19 protein-coding genes are annotated in these 18176 nt (G+C 42.2%); 2 read left to right on the top strand and 17 right to left on the bottom strand.

What is annotated here, in order from left to right; genetic code table 11:
* Positions 1-38: 38 nt before the first annotated feature.
* The 6 genes from V5G21_RS12925 to V5G21_RS12900 form a co-directional block, all read right to left on the bottom strand.
* On the bottom strand, positions 39-545 hold the full coding sequence (locus V5G21_RS12925) for a PadR family transcriptional regulator (RefSeq protein WP_011245564.1): 507 nt from the start codon (positions 543-545) through the stop codon (positions 39-41).
* A 4-nt stretch (positions 546-549) separates the two neighbouring features.
* Positions 550-3012 carry an ABC transporter permease gene (locus V5G21_RS12920; RefSeq protein ID WP_035205069.1) on the bottom strand — a complete coding sequence of 821 codons (2463 nt, stop codon included), beginning with the start codon at positions 3010-3012 and terminating at the stop codon, positions 550-552.
* Positions 2981-3700 carry an ABC transporter ATP-binding protein gene (locus V5G21_RS12915; RefSeq protein ID WP_011245562.1) on the bottom strand — a complete coding sequence of 240 codons (720 nt, stop codon included), beginning with the start codon at positions 3698-3700 and terminating at the stop codon, positions 2981-2983. Before V5G21_RS12915 ends, V5G21_RS12920 begins: the two co-directional genes overlap by 32 nt.
* A gap of 304 nt (positions 3701-4004) precedes the next feature.
* Positions 4005-4307 (bottom strand): hypothetical protein, encoded by a 303-nt coding sequence (locus V5G21_RS12910; protein WP_011245561.1) that lies wholly within the window; start codon positions 4305-4307, stop codon positions 4005-4007.
* Between the two features lie 58 nt (positions 4308-4365).
* A complete protein-coding gene (locus V5G21_RS12905) occupies positions 4366-4860 on the bottom strand; it encodes a DUF4367 domain-containing protein (protein WP_011245560.1) in 495 nt (164 codons plus the stop codon).
* 410 nt (positions 4861-5270) lie between these two features.
* A complete protein-coding gene (locus tag V5G21_RS12900; protein ID WP_156323110.1) occupies positions 5271-5441 on the bottom strand; it encodes a hypothetical protein in 171 nt (56 codons plus the stop codon).
* Between the two features lie 502 nt (positions 5442-5943).
* Here V5G21_RS12900 and V5G21_RS12895 point away from each other — a divergent pair.
* Positions 5944-7035 (top strand): AimR family lysis-lysogeny pheromone receptor, encoded by a 1092-nt coding sequence (locus V5G21_RS12895; protein ID WP_011245559.1) that lies wholly within the window; start codon positions 5944-5946, stop codon positions 7033-7035.
* A gap of 299 nt (positions 7036-7334) precedes the next feature.
* Positions 7335-8177 (top strand): glycoside hydrolase family 16 protein, encoded by an 843-nt coding sequence (locus V5G21_RS12890; protein WP_035205073.1) that lies wholly within the window; start codon positions 7335-7337, stop codon positions 8175-8177.
* A gap of 85 nt (positions 8178-8262) precedes the next feature.
* On the opposite strand, the gene V5G21_RS12885 is transcribed toward V5G21_RS12890, so the two are convergent.
* The 11 genes from V5G21_RS12885 to esaA all read right to left on the bottom strand — a co-directional run bounded on the left by V5G21_RS12885 (position 8263) and on the right by esaA (position 18174).
* On the bottom strand, positions 8263-8760 hold the full coding sequence (locus V5G21_RS12885; protein ID WP_035205075.1) for a hypothetical protein: 498 nt from the start codon (positions 8758-8760) through the stop codon (positions 8263-8265).
* A 273-nt stretch (positions 8761-9033) separates the two neighbouring features.
* Complete coding sequence (locus tag V5G21_RS12880) at positions 9034-9537, bottom strand: hypothetical protein (RefSeq protein ID WP_095316390.1); 504 nt, start codon at positions 9535-9537, stop codon at positions 9034-9036.
* Between the two features lie 126 nt (positions 9538-9663).
* Positions 9664-10083: a hypothetical protein gene (locus V5G21_RS12875; protein WP_095316391.1), complete on the bottom strand. Its 420-nt coding sequence runs from the start codon at positions 10081-10083 to the stop codon at positions 9664-9666.
* Positions 10084-10655: 572 nt separating this feature from the next.
* Positions 10656-11162 (bottom strand): hypothetical protein, encoded by a 507-nt coding sequence (locus tag V5G21_RS12870; protein WP_142299540.1) that lies wholly within the window; start codon positions 11160-11162, stop codon positions 10656-10658.
* Between the two features lie 96 nt (positions 11163-11258).
* Positions 11259-11768 carry a hypothetical protein gene (locus V5G21_RS12865; RefSeq protein ID WP_095236877.1) on the bottom strand — a complete coding sequence of 170 codons (510 nt, stop codon included), beginning with the start codon at positions 11766-11768 and terminating at the stop codon, positions 11259-11261.
* A 15-nt stretch (positions 11769-11783) separates the two neighbouring features.
* Positions 11784-13325 (bottom strand): hypothetical protein, encoded by a 1542-nt coding sequence (locus V5G21_RS12860; RefSeq protein ID WP_095236879.1) that lies wholly within the window; start codon positions 13323-13325, stop codon positions 11784-11786.
* Between the two features lie 24 nt (positions 13326-13349).
* Positions 13350-13862, bottom strand: a complete 513-nt coding sequence (locus V5G21_RS12855; RefSeq protein ID WP_011245551.1) for a hypothetical protein — start codon at positions 13860-13862, stop codon at positions 13350-13352.
* Positions 13863-13880: 18 nt separating this feature from the next.
* Positions 13881-14201, bottom strand: a complete 321-nt coding sequence (locus V5G21_RS12850; protein ID WP_011245550.1) for a WXG100 family type VII secretion target — start codon at positions 14199-14201, stop codon at positions 13881-13883.
* Between the two features lie 9 nt (positions 14202-14210).
* Positions 14211-14507 (bottom strand): hypothetical protein, encoded by a 297-nt coding sequence (locus V5G21_RS12845; RefSeq protein WP_338464812.1) that lies wholly within the window; start codon positions 14505-14507, stop codon positions 14211-14213.
* 60 nt (positions 14508-14567) lie between these two features.
* Positions 14568-15023 (bottom strand): YueC family protein, encoded by a 456-nt coding sequence (locus tag V5G21_RS12840; protein WP_011245548.1) that lies wholly within the window; start codon positions 15021-15023, stop codon positions 14568-14570.
* Positions 15013-18174, bottom strand: coding sequence for a type VII secretion protein EsaA (gene esaA / locus V5G21_RS12835; protein ID WP_011245547.1), 3162 nt, complete (start codon positions 18172-18174; stop codon positions 15013-15015). Before esaA ends, V5G21_RS12840 begins: the two co-directional genes overlap by 11 nt.
* Positions 18175-18176: the final 2 nt, after the last annotated feature.

The following is an 18176-nucleotide window of genomic DNA, read 5'->3' as shown; positions in this document are numbered from 1 at the left end:
TAAGAAAGAGGTTGATCGGAAGACCATCCACCCACTTTTTACGAAAAACTTCGATTCGCGACTTGGTTAATCCAGTTCAAGTCTGCTTCTAAATGCAGCAACATGCCTGTAATTAATAAGTACTTGTTTTCGTCGCCTTCAAGCAAAAACGTTGTTTTTAATTTCGTTAACTCCATGACTTCTTTAATCACTAATGCTTTTTGTTGTTCCAACATGTTCTTTTCTTGGGCAAATTCGATTTTCCGTGCACAACTCCATTTAAAGAAAAAATCATCTTTTGTTGAATCGTACGTTACTGGTTCCAGCAACCATTTTTGTAGCTCTTTTTCACCGGCAGGCTCCAACGCGAATAACTTCCGTTCCTGCTCATCCGACCCGGGAGAGGAAACGAGTTGATCCCGAATTAAGCGATCAAGGGTCGTATAAATTTGGCCCGGATTGATCTTTCCTTTAATCCCCAATAGCGAATCGAGTTCTATTTTCAATTCGTATCCATGGCGATGTTGCTGGAACAATAATGTTAAAATCCCATATTTAACTGACAAACGATCACCCTTCTTTAAGAGATGACTGTATATCCATTTTACTTGCACTGTGGCTAGATATCCAGGCTGCACCAAGGCTTAACCCAATTCCGGCAATTAGAGCTAAGACCATATTGCCAACAGGCAACTGAAAAGACATAAAGCCTTCCATTATTTCAGATTGACTGGTGACAAAAATTAATAATACACCAATAGCCATCCCTATCACCACGCCTGCTAAACCAATCAAGAATCCTTCAGCCATGATCATTTTTCGAACTTGTTGCTTGGTGAAGCCAAGTGCACGCATCGTCCCAATCTCCGTTATCCGTTCCATTGTATTCATTACCAACGTATTTGCAGTGCCAATACTCGCTAATCCGATCATCATAAACAACATAACAGAAATCAGTTCATTCATGCCGGACACCGCTGACGTCGTTGAGCGAATTTCATCTTCTACCGTTTCCACTTTTGAAAGCTGCCCACCAAACTCAGACCATATCTGTTCGCGAATCGTATTATACGCTTCCTGCTCGGCAGTAAGCAACAAATCAAAGCTATTGGTCCAGCCAAATTCGTGCTGAAGGTGGCTCTCGTCCATAAAAGCGACATAACCTGAATAGTGGGACGTCTGCACGACCCCAACTACTTCAAAAGATTGTCGGCCGTTTGGCGTGTTCATTTGTATATGCTTGCCTATCTGTCCTCCCCATTCTTTAAAAGCGCGCTCCCCAAGCAAAATAGATGGGTTCTGGTTTAACTGTTTAAGGAGCTCCTTCTCATCAGGATCGGCAAATAAGGAAGGGCCCTCTTCGCTAGCAGCAAGAACAGAAAATTGCCTGCTTTCTCCACTCATCGTTTCCCACGTTATCGGCGTTGCTTCTGTAAACGGCTCAACCGCTGTAATCTCTTCATAAGAAAGGAGTTTGGCACGATCTTCCTCTGTCCATGGCGCCTCAGACGTTAGTTTCAAATCTCCACCATACGAGTTTCGAATGTCGTTCTCAAATCCTTCTGGAGCAGACTTTATGACTGCGCCAAGCAATAATATAACCGACATGCCGATGGCAAGAATCGCCGCTGTATTGGCATTGCGATTTAACTGCTGGCTTATATGGTTGGTAGCCATGATCCCTGGATACTGAAAAAGCTGTTTCAATAGCGGTCTAAGGAGTTTGTTTAACCCTAATAACAGCAAAGGAAACAACAGAATCACACCAGCTACAATAGCAGCGTAAGCGGCAGGATGGTCGAAAAATCCTAAACAAAGAAGCCCAGCGCCAACTACGGCCCGTTGCCACAACCGTCTCGACGAATGTTTCGTTTCAGTTTCCATTTTTAACGTCAGTAAAATCGACGTCTTGCCAGCATGGTAAATCGGGAAAAGAGAAAAAGCAATCGGAAACAGCACACCAATGATGATGGCCATCAATGCCGGCAGCTGCCAGTTTAGCGTATAGACCATATCAAATTCAAAAACACTAAGAAGAACTTCCATGAATACATCCCCGAGCCATACCCCGAGGGGGACGCCTATTGCCGTGCCTAACAACGACAAAAGCAATATTTCCATAAGCACGAGCTTAGAAACAGCACGCTGTGTGTACCCTAAGCTTTTCATAATCGCAAATTCTTTTCTTCTTTCAATGACGCTCGTATAAATCACATTAAATACAATAAAGCCACTAATAAACATCGACAAGCCTGCGACTAAATAAAAGAATGTATAAAGCCCGCCAATATCGTTGCTTTGCAAGTCATCAGCCACTACAGGTTGAATAAATACTTGAGTATCTCGAAATTGTTGTTGCAATGACTGAAACAAATCCGTGCCGTCGCCTTGCACTTGAAAACGCATATAGGAAATGGCATGGTCGTTTCCTGTCCACTCTCTTAATAAATCAAGTGGCGCCATAATCCGAAAACTAGACGACTCTGCGATTTCCCAATTATTAGGACTTGCTAGCAGTTGCGTATACTCAACGATCGCAGAGACTCGCGCCTCGCCCATATTAGCTAGGCGAACCGTATCGCCAACCCCTACCCCTAAAAGATTGGCGACGCTTTTGGGTACGACCAATCCTTGATTGTCTAGTTCCCCTTCTATCACAGGCAATTTTAGCAAAGGACTGTTTTGGTCACTAACTCCTGTAATTCTTACAGCCCGTTCATTTAAAGAGCGGTCGCCCTCAAGCTCAAAAAAAGCGTGCTTGTCGAGGGCTTCTAATGTATGGGTGACAATCGGATCATTTTGGATGGGCGCAATCATTTCTTCAGGATACGTATGTTCATCGCTTAATACCCAATAATCAGCATTGCCGACATACATTTGCTCGTAGTAATCAAAGACGTCATTTGTTGTTTTATCAGCTACTAGCATAGCTGTTACAAAAGACGTCCCTAGTATAATAGCGAGCAACGTCAAGCAAAACCTTTTTTTGTTGTCGGTAATATTACGCCAAGAAATTCGCCAGGTATTTAGCATAGTCACGATCCTCCCTTGAAATAACTTGGTCGATGACCCCATCCCTAAACAGAATGATGCGGTCTGCAAAACCAGCAGCAAAAATGTCATGTGTTACCATCACGACCGTTTGCTTGTCCTTTCGGTGGAACGTTGACAACAAAGCAAGTATCTCTTCTGCTTTTGCTCGGTCTAAATTTCCAGTCGGTTCATCTGCCAACAAAACAGTCGGATTATGAACAAGTGCTCTCGCTATCGCTACGCGTTGCTGTTGACCCCCACTGAGCAAGTTCACCCGTTTGCGGTTCAACCCCTTTAATCCTACTGAATCAATCAAGTCATTGACCGCTTGGCTATGTTCACTCGTCCACTTACCGTCCGCATGGAGGGGAAATGCGACATTCTCTTCTACCGTTAACGTAGGCAACAATTGATAATTTTGGAACACAAACCCTAACTTTTGTCGCCGAAAGATCGTTCTCTCTTTTTCCTTCATCTGATGCAACGGTTTTCCGTCTATCTCTATTTCCCCAGCAGTAGGCACATCCAGTCCACCTAGCAGTTGAAGCAACGTGCTTTTCCCAGAACCACTCGGCCCCATGATGGCCACGAATTCGCCTTCCTTTATAGTAAAATCAACCCCTTTTAACACTTGTGTGGCCTCTTGCCCTTGCATAAATTCTTTCGTCAGGTTGCTCACTTTAATCATTCTGTCCCCTCCTATTAACAATCTAACTCATTATATACTAAGTATATATAAAAAAGAAGAAAAAAATGTGGAATTCATTTTTTTTGCGTAATAAACCACAATAAGATGTCCAAATTGTTATATACTAAGTAACTACCCAGAGTAGTAGAGCGGGATTGGTGTAAACAAGAAGTTCGCTAGTCAGCCAATTGGTTAAAAGGTGACACGGTTATCCTCCGACGTTATTTTTAAACATCGGCCATTTCTCATAAAAAAGAGCCCCTTGAAAAGCATTTTTCGCTTTTCAAGGGACTCATAACCATACTTACATGTCGTTTTCTAAACGCGACAGTTTCACTGTCTCATTCGGGTCAGGGACGGGAAGTTTTTGCGGGCTCAAATCTTCTTTTTCCGCGGCGGCATTAGGGTTCACTTTGTTTTCATGCTGGTCTTCCTCAAACTCAAACAATCTTGGCGTAGATCCTGTCGTTGGCTTAAGTTCTCCCTTGCTTAGTCGATGCTCGTTTTCGCTTTGCCCGTACATACTAATAGAGGCTGAGAATACAAGCAACGTACTAACAAAAGCAATCGCTGATCCAAAGATCAAAATGTTCTTTTTTTTCAGCATCTATATCACCCTCCTATACAAATTGTACCATATACAAGGGTAAAATATAACAATTGCTTTACAATACTGATCGTGCAACCTTAATTAATTGGTCTAGGTTTAAATCTGAGGACTCAAGTCTATACCCTAGACCACCTTTATCCCAACCTAGTTGTTGAACCGATCCATCCCACCCCTTTTCAGCATCTTCAAAACTCTGATTGTCTTTAATCAAGACTCTTCCATAAGTCCAAAAAACGTTTTGCTCTGTTAGTTCGTTTTTTTCGGATATATTTAGCACATTTTCAGCAAGTACCTGAGCACCTGAAAAATGACCCTGTCTAAATAAAAAAGTATTTTTCCCGTTAATATAAGTCAAAATAACCGTCTCATTCTTATTAAATTGTTCATCCTTACTATCCGGGATAAAGTGTTGTACGTGCAAAAGGTTATATCCATTAGGTATAAAAGTAGGATTTAGGATGTTAAAATTAGATGCTGTATTTGCCTCTTCAACAGTTTTAAAAATCCTTCGTTTTGTCTCTATAATTTGTACCTTTGCTTTTTTATTCATTTTAGAGTTCCTCCTTTTGATAACAGTTTAAATGTAACAAGATCCACAACTACCTGTATGAGCACTACAATTTCGACAATTACTCGTATAGCAAGTAGGACTAATTACATACCGACATTGCTGTATATTCCCACATGGGCGACATTGATATGTGTAGCACTGAGACATACCATTACATCGTTCATTACATTTACAAAAACGATCCCTACTAACGCAAGCAAAAATTCCACAACTACTCATTTTTTACCTCCAAATATAAATTTAGTTATTTTTATCCGAATGACCGTGCTCTTTTACTTAACCGATAAAACCAAAATACATATCACTTTAGTCAAATAACTTTAACTTTCATTTACCTCCCTCCTTTCACTTCAAAAAGAGAGTAAATAAACGAAAAAACAAAATAGCAATTATTTTTTTATTGCATCTCTAAGTTTATTTATCATCACTGCCGAAGTCTCAGCAAGTTCAGCATAAAGCTCTTTTTCCTTCCCATTACAGCAATTTAAACATTTCGAACAAATTGACAATGTTTTATGCACAGAAAGTAAACACTTTATAAGAGCATCTTCTCTATTCATCAGTTTCTCTCCTTTCTTCCTTATTCTTAGGATCACTCAAAAACTCTATCCCGTATAAACTAAAAAGACAGTTCAACACAATTATCAAAATCCAATGGTAAAAACAATTAAAAACCCTAAACGGACTCACTTTTTTGAAAAAAATCGATTTGCTGTATGCCTTAACTGTGTATGAAACAGATCTTGTTGAGCCACTTGAGGAAACGGGCTTATATCAACATCTAGGCGATATACAAACAGAGCAAACCGTATCTTTCAAAAAGGCGAGGCTTTTTTTAAATTGATTAAATAAATCGAGAATGATCATCCGCTTTGTCTCTACGAGCATTAACCTAAACTTGCTAATTCCTAACATCGATATTGTTTTCTCTCCTATTTTTAATATTAAGACAGGAAAAATAGGAAAGGGCAAGAAAACATAAGACAAAGGTCAATTCGCAGTTTGATAAAAAGATCAATTGGTAGAAAAGTCCAACTTTAAAGAGCTTAAAGGGGTGGTAGGGTGAACTATTCAAGAAAAATGGTGGAATTGCTTCTTACACAGAAAAATATAAAGCTCCACGAACTATTTAGTTCAGAAAGCATGATTAAAGAAATAGCACAACAATCTTACTTCCGTTTTGAAGAGTGGATGTTATTGATCAAATATATATGTCCCCAAGACACAATTTCAATTATGAATGTTTATGCCCCTAACGTGAACCAAGTTGATGATATACGTGATGCTTTTGAATATGCGACTATTTATGAAAAACTTGACCTTTTAGAGAAACTTCTTGCACTCCATAAAGAAAGAGAGTCTTTACGAGAATGGATTGTTGTTTATGAAATTACTTTTCAGGTACTCTCTGGTTCGATGTCTTTGAAACAAGCATTGGAACAAGTTAAATATCAATATAGCCGTTTGCAACATCCAATAACGCGAATGCGCCTACAATTAATCGAACTAACCACAAACTTTAAATTAGGCAATGTTAGAAATGCCCTACTTTTTGCCGACCAACTGCAACGTGATCTTATGAAATTGAATCCGTGCTACACAAAAAGCGTAACGGCCTCAAGGCTTCTTTTATTAATGGGGCTGGGAAAACTATACGGTGAAGGAAATGCATCAACTGCAGAGGAGTATTTACAAGCAGTTCACTCAATTAAAGTTGCACCAGAACCTGTACGCGCATCTAGCTACCATGCATTGTCAATCTTGTATTCAAAAAAAAATAAAGAGCACTGTTGGGCCTACAGAAAAAAATCGATTATCCATGCTAAACAAGCAGAGTTACGGGATTATATTAAAGCCTTGGAATATCACAAAGTTCCATTTATAAAAAATTTGCACGGCGAAATGTTCGAATTAAATAATACGATTCCAATAGAAGAACATATTCATCAATATGTTATCCGAAATAACAACGAAACAGCATTAAACCTTATTCACAAACTTGAAAACGAGGGAAAACAAAGCCCTTTCATGCTTTATTACAAAGGCAAAGCTACTAAAGACGCAAACCTATTAATGGAAGCAATAATGAGTTTCTCCACAAACGGGAGAGCAGACGTTGTCCCTTTTATTAAAGAAGATATTGCTGCTTTATAGGCAGTAGTGGATATGTTGATGACGAGCAGGAAGACTAACAGATAAGGTTGTTGTCTTTGTTGGCGTTTGCGACAGCCTGCTATATTTTCTGTTTTTCTTCATGCGGGAAGTTGTCTCTCTTCACCATTGAGATTTGCCAAGAAAAAACAAACCTCTATGGGCGTGTACTCGTGTTTTTCTCATTGCAAACAAAAGCTACTTTTTCCCAACTGATTTCTATTGTGTTCTTTTTTATAATGGGCTTAGAAGCTTAATAACAGCCAAGTCTAACACCATTTTTCTTTTTAGGAGGATGGCTAATGAAAAAGACTATTGGTACGTTGATTGTGGTGACTATGATGGCAATGGGGGTTTCATCTAAAGTCGCTGCATCAGAAAATTCCGCCGAACAGGAAGGGTGGAGACTCGTCTGGAGCGATGAATTTGACGGCAATACTCTTGACCAGAGCAAGTGGCGATACGACATTGGAAATGGCTATCCAAATTTGCCTGGCTGGGGAAACGAAGAATTGCAATACTACAGCGATCACCCGAAAAATGTACGGGTGGAGAATGGCGAGTTAATTATTGAAGCTCATCAAGAAACTGTTTCCGACCAATATGGTACCTATGGCTATACATCAGGAAAAGTGTTAACAGATGGCCGCTTTAGCCAAACATACGGGCGGTTCGAGGCAAGAATGCGTTTGCCTGCCGGACAAGGGTTTTGGCCCGCCTTTTGGATGATGCCACAACATGACCGTTATGGCGGTTGGGCCGCATCAGGCGAAATTGATATTATGGAAAACGCAGGCGCTACGCCACATAAAGTCGGAGGAGCGATTCATTACGGCGGCCCTTGGCCCGACAATCGATTTTCTGCGGGTGATTACTATTTCCCAAATGGGACAAACGCTACTGACTACCATGAGTACGCGGTCGAGTGGGAGCCAGGTGAAATTCGCTGGTACGTCGATGGGAACTTGTACCTGACACTAAACGATTGGTACACAGTTGGAGGCCCTTACCCCGCACCCTTTGACCAAGAGTTCTATTTGATTCTCAACCTTGCTGTTGGCGGTTGGTATGGCGGCAACCCAGATGGCTCTACCCCATTCCCTTCCACCATGGCCGTTGATTATGTTCGCGTGTATCAGCGATAGTATTAAAGCTAGGTGGCTTAAATGAGTTGCCTGGCTTTCACTTTTGTTTATGGCTAATATAAGATGTCCATTGATTTCGATTTATTTATTCAATGATCCCCTTTTCCTTTAATAAATTTTCAAAGTTGTCTTCTTCTATATTTCCATTATGTACATACAAATAAAGGCTTTCCGTTCCGCCTACCTCTTCTCCATTTGAGAGTACAAGAGGTACGCTTCGCATTTCTCCAAAGCTTTTAGTAATTTCTTCATATACTTTTATCCAATTTCCTTCCCCTACTTCTTTTTGAGGAAATTCAATCGTAGGGAAAGCTTTAGAAACAGCCTTCCACCTTTCCATCATCTCTTTCGTCCGTTCTGTAGGCGTTAGCGTAATATCATCAACATTTTCTCTTTTTCCATAATCACTATAATCAATTTCCATACGAAGAAAGTCCGCTGTTTGAGCATAAACCTTTAATGCATTTTCTTCTATCCGCATTCGCTGTTGTTGCTTTTCCTCATGCTGAAAATACCAAAAAAATAAGGAACCTACACTTATAACTACCATTGTCACAAGGACTATCCATTTCGTCTTTGTCATTCAAAACGCTCCATACGATTCCTTCTTTAGTTTCTCACGTTCTCCCCAAGTCTAAAAGACGGACGCCTCGTTACGTGCAACTCCATATTTGAGAGACCATTTGTCACTTTTCCCTATTCTTAGTTGATGGTCGATTCTCTCTTGCCCAGCTTGGTGCCTGCCCATTTCGTTCGAGAGATTCCTATTACAAACTCCTACAACGCTATTCCTATGTAATATCGGACTCTCAAGACAACGCTTGTTTTAACTTAAGTTTCCTATCATTCTTTTATGTTAAAAGAAAAAGTCCGCATAGATCGCTTCAACGATTTCCGCATCATTGATTTTCCATTCTCCGTCTTCTTTTGTCATTTCGATGTCGACATAATTTATTTTTTCAGGTGGTTGTACTTTTTGAGGATGGAGCCGAAACTGGACCGTCCCTTTTTGTCGATTGACTTTTGTATGGAGGACACCGTATTGAGGATTAGCCACCACGGCATATTCGGTTGTTCGTATGAAAAATATATTCATGCTTGGGGATTGACCAGCTTCTATTAATTCATTTATTTGATTTTGATAATCTTCGGTAAACCACGCACCGTACTCCCTTTCAATTACTTCCTGTATTGGTTCGCTACTGCCGTGCTCTCGAAGTATTTTCCCATCCTCATGGAATGCCAGTAGCGTTTCTAATGCCTCTAAACTTTCTCTTTCCGCGGCTTTTGTATTCACAATGCAGCCTGTGGCAAACAAAGCGATCGCAGCTAATAAAATAGGCAACCGTATTCGTCTCACTTGATCACTCTTTTCCACTTGTAGCGTAAAGTATGAACTTTCATATCAATTTGCCTTCATCATGCTTATTCAATAATTTCTTTTTCCTTTAATAACGTTTCAAAATTTCCTTCTCGTATCACCCCGTCACGAACATATATATATACTTTCTGTTCCCCCTAAATCTTCCCCTTCTGGTAATTCTTTAGATAGAGCGACTACTGTATCCTGCATGGTCTTTTGACTTCCAATGAGCTTTCGATACACCTTAATCCAATCTCCTTTATCGACTTCATCCCAAGGAAATTCGATTGAAGGAAACGCTTTAGACACAGCTTTCCACCTTTCCATCGTATGTTCTGTTTCTACTGTAGGCGTCAGCACAATATCTTTCACGTTTCCGCTCTGTTCATAGTCACTATAATCAATTTCCATGCGAAGGATGTCTGCAGTAGTAGCATACATTTTCAATTCACTTTCCTCTGCATGCATTTGCTGTCGTTCTTTTTCTTGATATTGTAAATACCAAAAAACTAAGACTCCTACACCGACAACCATTATTGTCACGAGAACTCTCCATTTCCATTTTGCATTCTTAACGCTCCGGCCCCATAACTAATTTTCCTCATTATATCGTTTGTTCTGTTCAACTAATTTCGAAACCGTGACATTCCCCAATTTGGTTGCGAGTGATATATTCCTGTAAAGCAGGATAAATTGCCGTATTAGAATCATGACCGCTTCCCCTCAAACTTCCACTGACCGTTTGCCATTCTTGATTTCGAATCACTGGAAACTAGCACTTTGTCGTTTATCCGTGCTGGCAAAGGCTATTCTCTAATTGCTCACGCTTTTCAATTGATTTATGCACTAGAATGAAAAACTACCGTTCAAGTTTTGGATTGCTGATGAAGGAGGAAAAAGGAAGCCATCTAGCCTCCCTAAGTTGTGTTTCTTATTAAAATTCGTTCTTCCCTCGGTTATTTCCACAAGCATCTTTTCCTCATGTGACACTAGCAATCCTCACTACTCTAACCTCCTCTGATCTGGCGCCTCAATTCCACTTCAGGAAATTCACGGAAGTAGTCATTGTGTACAGATTCTTTATATAAATATAATTATTAATCCTAGAAAGATCATTAAAAGAAAAAGTCCGCATAGATCGCTTCGACGATTTCTGCATCATTGATTTTCCATTCTCTGTCCTCTTTTGTCATCTCGATATCGATAAAATTGAGGTTTTCATGAAGCGGGTTTACTTTTTGAGGAACTAATCGGTATTTGACTGTTCCCTCTTGGCGTTTGACCTTCGAGTAAAGGACACAATACTCATTATTAGCAGACAACCCAGCCTCAGTTTTTCTTAAAAAAAATAAATTCATGCTAATAGACTGGCCTGACTCAATGATTTTACTCACTTTGCCTTGATAATCTTTAGTGAACCATCTCTCATATTCTTTTTCGACCATACCTTGGATCGGTTCTTCATTACCTTCTTCTAGCAATATTTCACCCGTTTCAAAAGCTGATAAAAATCCTTCTAATACTTCTAGACTCTCTTTTTCTGCTGCTTTCGCATTTAAAATACAACCTGTAGTAAATAAAAGTACCATTCCAAATAAAATAGGCAACCGTATTCGTCTCACTTGATCACTCATTTCCTTATTACTTTAAAAGGCTAGCGTCATCTGATCTCAAAAAATACAACGTAGCAAACGTCCCAAAGGCTTTGTTGCTGAAATTCATTTGATAACCCCTTTCTCCTTTAACATTTCTTCAAAATTCCCTTCTTGTATAACTCCATTCTGAACATATATATTTAAACTCTCTACACCACCCATAGTTTCTCCTTCAGGCAACTCGGAAGCTAGAGACACAACTACTTCCCTCATTTCTCCTTCACTCCCAAGAAGCCTTTGACATACTTGAACCCAATCTCCTTCTTCTACTTCTTCCTGTGGAAATTTAATTGATGGGAACGCTTGAGATACAGCTTCCCATCTTTCTAAGGTTCTTTCCGTCTCTATGGTAGGCGTTAATACTATATCTTTTACAGTTCTAGTCTTCTCGTAATTACGGTAATCAATTTCCATACGAAGTGTGTCGGCGGTACGTATATACAGTCTTAACTCCCTTTCCTCATCTCGAAGCTGCACACGTTCCTTCTCCTGATAATTCCAATACCAGAGGGATAAGGCCCCTACAAAGACGATACTCAATATAATAAGGATTTTCCATTTTCTTTTTTTCATTTCATCGCTCCGCTTCTATTCCTTACTTTCATGACGCTGTTTATTTCTTTTTACTAGATCCTCCACCGTATCATCCTCCCGAATGTCTCCACTTATAATATACTCTTGCAAACTTGGATAAATGGTCGTCGTTGAATCATCACTGCTTCCTCTCAAGTTTTGACTGACCGTTGGCCAGTCTTGATTTTGAATCGCTTCTTCTGGATACTGAATGTTTGGATCAATTAATTTAACTTCTTTCCAACGTTCCAGTATACTATAAGTTACATCGGTTGGCTGTACCTCTACGGCATATTGGTTCTTACCATAAACATTCCGCTCGGAAATAAGCAACTCCATTCCTAAATTGCCTGCTGTTACCTTCGCCTCTTTCACTGTTAACTGATTATCGAGCTCCTGTTTCCCCGTTTCGTGCCTAGTAACTACATCAGCTATATTAACTACTCCACCGACTCGCTTACTAAGCTCCCCTAGTACTAGCTGCTGTATTTCTTCTCCAATAAAGTTTTCTGTATAATTTGCACGCTCTTTCATCAGTTCTGCATACTCTTCTGCTTCCAAACTATTTACTGCATTCCCACCAATATAATAGTTCACTGTCGATTCATTGATTCGGACTAAAACTGGGAACTCCATATTGAGAAATTCTTCCCTCGTCATATCGCCGGCATATTGCGAGATGTTTAACGTCAGCTCTGTTTCAAAGGTATGAATATGCGGATCTACGTTTCGTTTATATGATAAATGGTCAACTTTGGCAAGGAAAGGAATATCGACCCCGCCTGTTTTAGCCTCTGCTTCCAAATCCAAAATAGCAGTTTTGTATTGGGTTAACAACGACAAATATGCTCTCACTTTTTCAGCACTATACTTTTCCTCTTCACCACCAAAATGAGTGTTTGGCCCATTATTCCCCAAGTACAAATACGCTTGTAACATCGCTATCTCTTGATCAAGGGCTTCTTTGGATACTAACACTTTATCATTTAAACGATCCTGCAAAGCCTCTACACCTTCGTTGCTGATCATGCTTTCGATTTCTTTAATTTCGGCGATGGTGGCCTCGTCTAACACCTCACTCTGTATATACTGGTACAGCAACTCTCGCTCAGCATAGTTGAGGGCTTCGCCGCTTTCCATTTTGATGAGCAGGCTGGTAATCAGGCTCTTGTCTTCGAAGATCGCTTGTTTTAGCTGTTCGACGTTTAAGGTGGCGAGGTTTTCGCCATTTTGGCCGAGTCCGTTTGTGAAGGCGTTCAGGGCGGAGTCGAGGGCACTCAAGCCGGTTTGTGCGGCGGAAAAGTCGGCTTTTGCGGTTGAGTCGGCTGTGACCATGCCGTCCCAAAAGCGGTGGATGGCTTGGAGGTCTCCGTAAATGTCGCCTTCTTCTACGACTGCAATGTGGGGAGGGGAAAAGCCTCGTTTCGCCAATAGTTCTTGCGCGCCTATTCGGACGGAGTTTGCACGAAATACGCTATCCATGTAATCTGCCATAATCTGTTTGTATTCCTCAATTAACCGGTTTAGTTCCTCGCGGTCGGCGCGGTGGTTGCCCACAGGATCACCTTCCTCCTATTGATTTTATAGAGCACGGAGCTTGCTTTGTGTACTGGCGATGTTGGCTTTGACAGAGTGGATCGACGCTTCGTTGGTGGCGATTAGGCGCTCTAGTTGAAGGGTCGCTGCCTGTTGTTGTTTAATCTCGTGTTGGATTTGCCGGGCTTGATGCTCTAGTTGTTCGATCATTTCTTGGATGTTTTGTCCTGTCGTTTGTTGGGTCATCCGCCGGGATTGTATTCGTTCTTGGATCTTTTCTAATGCTCGGCTTTCCAGTTGGCCCGTTTTGACGAATTGGACTGTGGCCATGGGAGATGCTTCGCCGCTAGTCAATTCCTCGAGTCGTGCTTGTTCAAATGCGATGTTTTGTTGGTATTGCCGAAGTTCTGCTAATTCTTGTTCTAGTTTTTGGATGGCCATCATGCCGCTGTCGTAGCGTTGCTGGTAATCGGCATTTTGCCGGTATAGCGATTGTAACTGGGATTGGTTCGCTGACAAGTGCGCGTTTAGCTTTGTCAGTTCTGCCTGTTTGTCCATAGTACCCCCCTTATCGGCTTATTGGTCCGCTAGATAATGGTCGACTTTCGTTTCAAATTTGCTGCTCATTTCTTCGTCTGTCTCGTTCATCTGCTCGATGGCTTGGTCGAGCGTTGCTAGCATTGCTTCCATCAACGCCTGCGTTTGCACAAGTGCCTTTCTCAAGTCTGCGCTTGCGAGGTCGTGCTCGGCTTTGGCGTCTCCTTTCCAATCGGACACAGCGTCGATTAAGGCGTCTAGTTTGCTAATCGCTTCTTCCATCCGTTCGCCTGGGATTATTCTCGCTTTCTCGATTAGGCTTTGTACGGCAGCGGGGTCGACTTTGATTTCAAGTGACATGTGTTCACCTCACCCTGTAAATGGTTCGACTTCATTGATTTTTTGTTGGAATGTCGCAGCGGCTGCTTGTAATTCTTCTAGCGACAGGGAAAAGCGGGTTAGGAGATATTCTTTGATTAGCGCGCTGCTTTCCGCAAAAGCGTAAGCGGACTCGCCTGTAAAGATGCCCTCACTTTGCATCAGTTCAAAAGGTGTAAAAAAATCAGTCAATATGCTGATGACTTCTTCTAACAGCTCTGCATACGTGTCGTTTAACTTGTTTAATTGCTCGTCGCTTATTTCAATTTTGTCTGGGCCGACCAACATCGTCTCTTCACCTCTATTCTCGCTTGCATGTCCGTATTTTCTGTTTTGACAAAAACATGGTTATTCGTTCATTTGCGCGGTTTTAGGAATAATATAAATCAATAAAACAGAAACGAGCACGGTGGCCACAGCTGCTAATATCCATGGCAGCACGTTTACTTTTTCTTCTGCCTGCACCACTTGGCGGACCAACTCTTTTTCCTCTGTAAACAGCCCGGCGCTTGCGGCGAGGTTTTCCTCACGGTTTGCATCAGCACTACTCGCAAACAGGCTGTCTTGCAGTTCCGCGTATGTTTCTTCCAATGGCTGAGTAAATGTGAGTATTTTTTGCTCTTCAGGCACTCTAATTTCTCTCTGCTCTGCTTCTGGTTTGTACTGCCGGAGCTCTAACAGCACTTCCCGCTCTTTGTAAACACCAGGTTCCACTCGTTCTTCTTCGGCAAAGCTTGGAGTTGCCAAGGACAAGAGCAGCGTGACGCATGCTCCTGCCCCGGCAATGATGGCCTTACATTTCATAATCGTCATCCTCTTCTTTTCGGCTGTTCACGACCAAATGGCGAATGATTGGCAAAGCAATCGTTGCTGCTGCAATGAGAGCCAATGGGATCATGCCTGCGAGAAACGCATTTTGCGGGCTCGCCTGAATGGAAATGTATAGCTCCGCAATTGGGTTATTGGTACGGAAGTTTGGCATCGCCATATCAAGAAGCGGGCTTGTAAAGAATAGAATAAATGCGACACTAAGCAGCCATCCGACCCACGGGCCAGCCATAAAGGCAACGCGGATAAGGCCAGCTGTCGCCAAAATCAAGAGGACGGTAATGATCGTCCATTGAATCGATTGGCTCTCGCTCATTGTGTAAATCGTCAGTCCATAAATGCTGATGACTAAACCAACAATGATCGATAAAATGCTAAACAACGCGATATTAACGGCAATTGGCACAGAGCTATAGTGGTGTGTCAAAAAGCCGATCAGCAAGCTCGACAATAGTACGATCACAAGAACAATGATTGGCGGCGTCATTCTTTCTGCAGGTCCTGTTACTTGCTCTCCGCTTATATCAACAGGGCTAGAAAGATGGTTATAGACATAGTCATTATGGTGCCCGTCTGACAGCGCGTTGCCAAGAATCGTGTGAATGTCCTCGTAAACAAGTTCAGTTGTTTGGACATTGTCCGACCATCTCGAGTTTAAATCATCGGATTTGGCTTGGACTGCCGTCACATTGTTGTGTAGGTCTTCTGTTTGGGCAATAATATCGTCTTGGCGGTTGCTAAGAGACTCAACTGCTGCTCCTAATTGTTGGACTTCGCCTAATGACATTTGTTGATTGGTCACGACCATTTGCCCATTTAACCCTTCGACAGGCGCTGGTTCTGTTTCAATCGCTCCATAGCTTTCAGATAAGTTCGCTCCAATAGCGTTGCCCGTTTCTGCAATCGCCGCCACTTCTTCGCGAATCGCTTGTTGTTCTTCAGCAATTGCTTGTTCTAACTCGTTCAGCACGTTGTTTGCATCGGCGATAAATTGATTAAATTCTGCTTCTGCTTCCTCAACCGATTGTTGGGCTTCTTCCAATTGCGTTCGCTTGCCCATAAACGAATCGACTGATTGCCGCGCCTCGTCAATTTTTTCCTGAACCTCGCGGACACGGTTGTCTTCATCGACAATTTGCTTAATCCGGTCTTGATTCAAATAGCCTTGCTGGCTGTATGCCCAATCCAATTTGGCCAGCTCGCCGTAATAGGTAAGCAGTTCACGTACATTTGTTGACTGAATCGGACTGTTAATAACGGACGGAGATGCGCCTATTCGGTTGAAAACGGCTTGTTCTTGCTTGTGCACTTCCTCGATGACTGGATCAATCACTTGCGCTTCCAGTTTCTCCACATACTTTTCCAAACGCGTTGCATAACGTTCCAGTTTTTCGACGTATTCGAGGAACGCCTCGGTCACTTCTCGATGGTCATCGATTTTCCACTGTGCCACTTCTAACGTTGGCTCCATACTTTCAAGAAGCTCCATTGCTTCTTCCCAAACGATTTGCAGTTCTTCAGGCGTAAAAGTGACAAGTTGGGCATGGTACGGCGTAAAGGACAGCGCTTCTTCTCTATCTTCTTCTTGTTCGCCTTCTCCTGCTGGTGGCTCTTGCTCAGTATCCCCGTCGCCGTCTCCGTCGCCATCTCCACCGCCATTGCCGTCTCCGTCGCTATCTTCAGGAGGCTCTGTTGAATCTGGCGGGGGTTCCTCTCCACCGTTCCCATCATCATCGCCATCTCCTGGTTCTGGCGGCGTAGGCTGTTCATTATCGTCGCCGTCACCGCCATCGCCATCTCCGTCCCCATCGCCTGGATCAGGTTCTGGTGGCGGCGGCTCTGGAAATTCAATTTCTTCAGGGTTTAACTTGCCGACTAGCTTTTCAATTTCGGCAATCGTTTCTTCTGCGTCTTTCAGTAGGTCTTCGTCAATCGGCTCTAGTGTTTCCTCTGGTTGTTCAGGGCGAGGGATGTTCTGTGGTGGCCGCTCGTCCTTTGACAAATGGCGGCGCACATTTAACGTTTGCCGGAACTGCGCTTCTGCCCGTTCTCCTTGCGTCGCATTTGCATATTTTCCAATCAGTTCAGCCTGTGCATTTGGCAGCCGATCGACGGCTAGATCTTGGGCAGCATATACTTGGTTTATTTCGCTATTAAACCCATTCATTTCGCCATTAAACTTATAGGCGCCAATTGCCCAATCATCAAACAAAGAGAAAACTTTGTCGCCTTCATTGGAAAGCTGTGGCGCAAACGCATGCTGGCCTTCCTGGACGTTGCCGCTTCCTGCCTGCAATGCCTGTTGGTAGTCAGCCACTGCTTGGTTGACAAGCTCCCCATTTTGAGCGTTCGCCTGCACCATCATCTCCGTTTGCTCATTATGGTAAGCCATGTAGGTATCAATCGCATTGGTAAGTTCATCAAAGCCAGCTTGCGCTTCTTCTAAACTAGTACGAGAGCTTTCCGACAAATTGACAGTGTCCGAAGAAGTAGCGAATAACTGGTCAAGACGGCCTCGCTGCGTTTCAATTTCATCTGCCAATTCTTGTGAGCTTGGCGAGTAAAATGAATACATTTCATTTAGGAAATCAACTTCTTTTTGTAGCACTTCATCAAAGTTGTTTCGAACTCGGTCGACTTCCTCAGACACATAGCGCCAATATTGGGTGCTAATTTGCTGGTTCATTTTTAGTTGGGCACTCTCTAGCTCTTTTTGCACCCGTTCTTGGTTTTCAGCATTTAAGTTATTATAAATTTCGTATTGTACACTGGCTCGGTTCGGCATTGAATCTTGAAAGGACATAATGTTCTCGGAAAAAGAGGAATCAATATAAACGATCGCATCATATTCCTGATTCGCTAGTCCTGCTTGGGCAGAGGCCCTGCTAGCCACTACCCATTCGTATTCCGAGTCATCTTGCAATGTTGGCACAATATCATTTCCTAAAATAAGGGGATCATTCTCCTCATATTGGTACCCTTTGTCCTCATTGACAATCACGATCTTGCCAGACGCTTTTTTTTCTTCACGCATCGGTTCTTTCCCGATGTACTGAAAAAAGGCAAACGGTACGGCGATGATGATTGCCACAAGCACCAATAGTTTTAACATATGTTTTTTCTGCAATT

This window comes from Shouchella rhizosphaerae, from assembly GCF_036700015.1.
GTDB classification, from domain to species: Bacteria; Bacillota; Bacilli; order Bacillales; family Bacillaceae_D; genus Shouchella; species Shouchella rhizosphaerae.
This window is presented reverse-complemented; position numbering and strand designations above follow the sequence as displayed.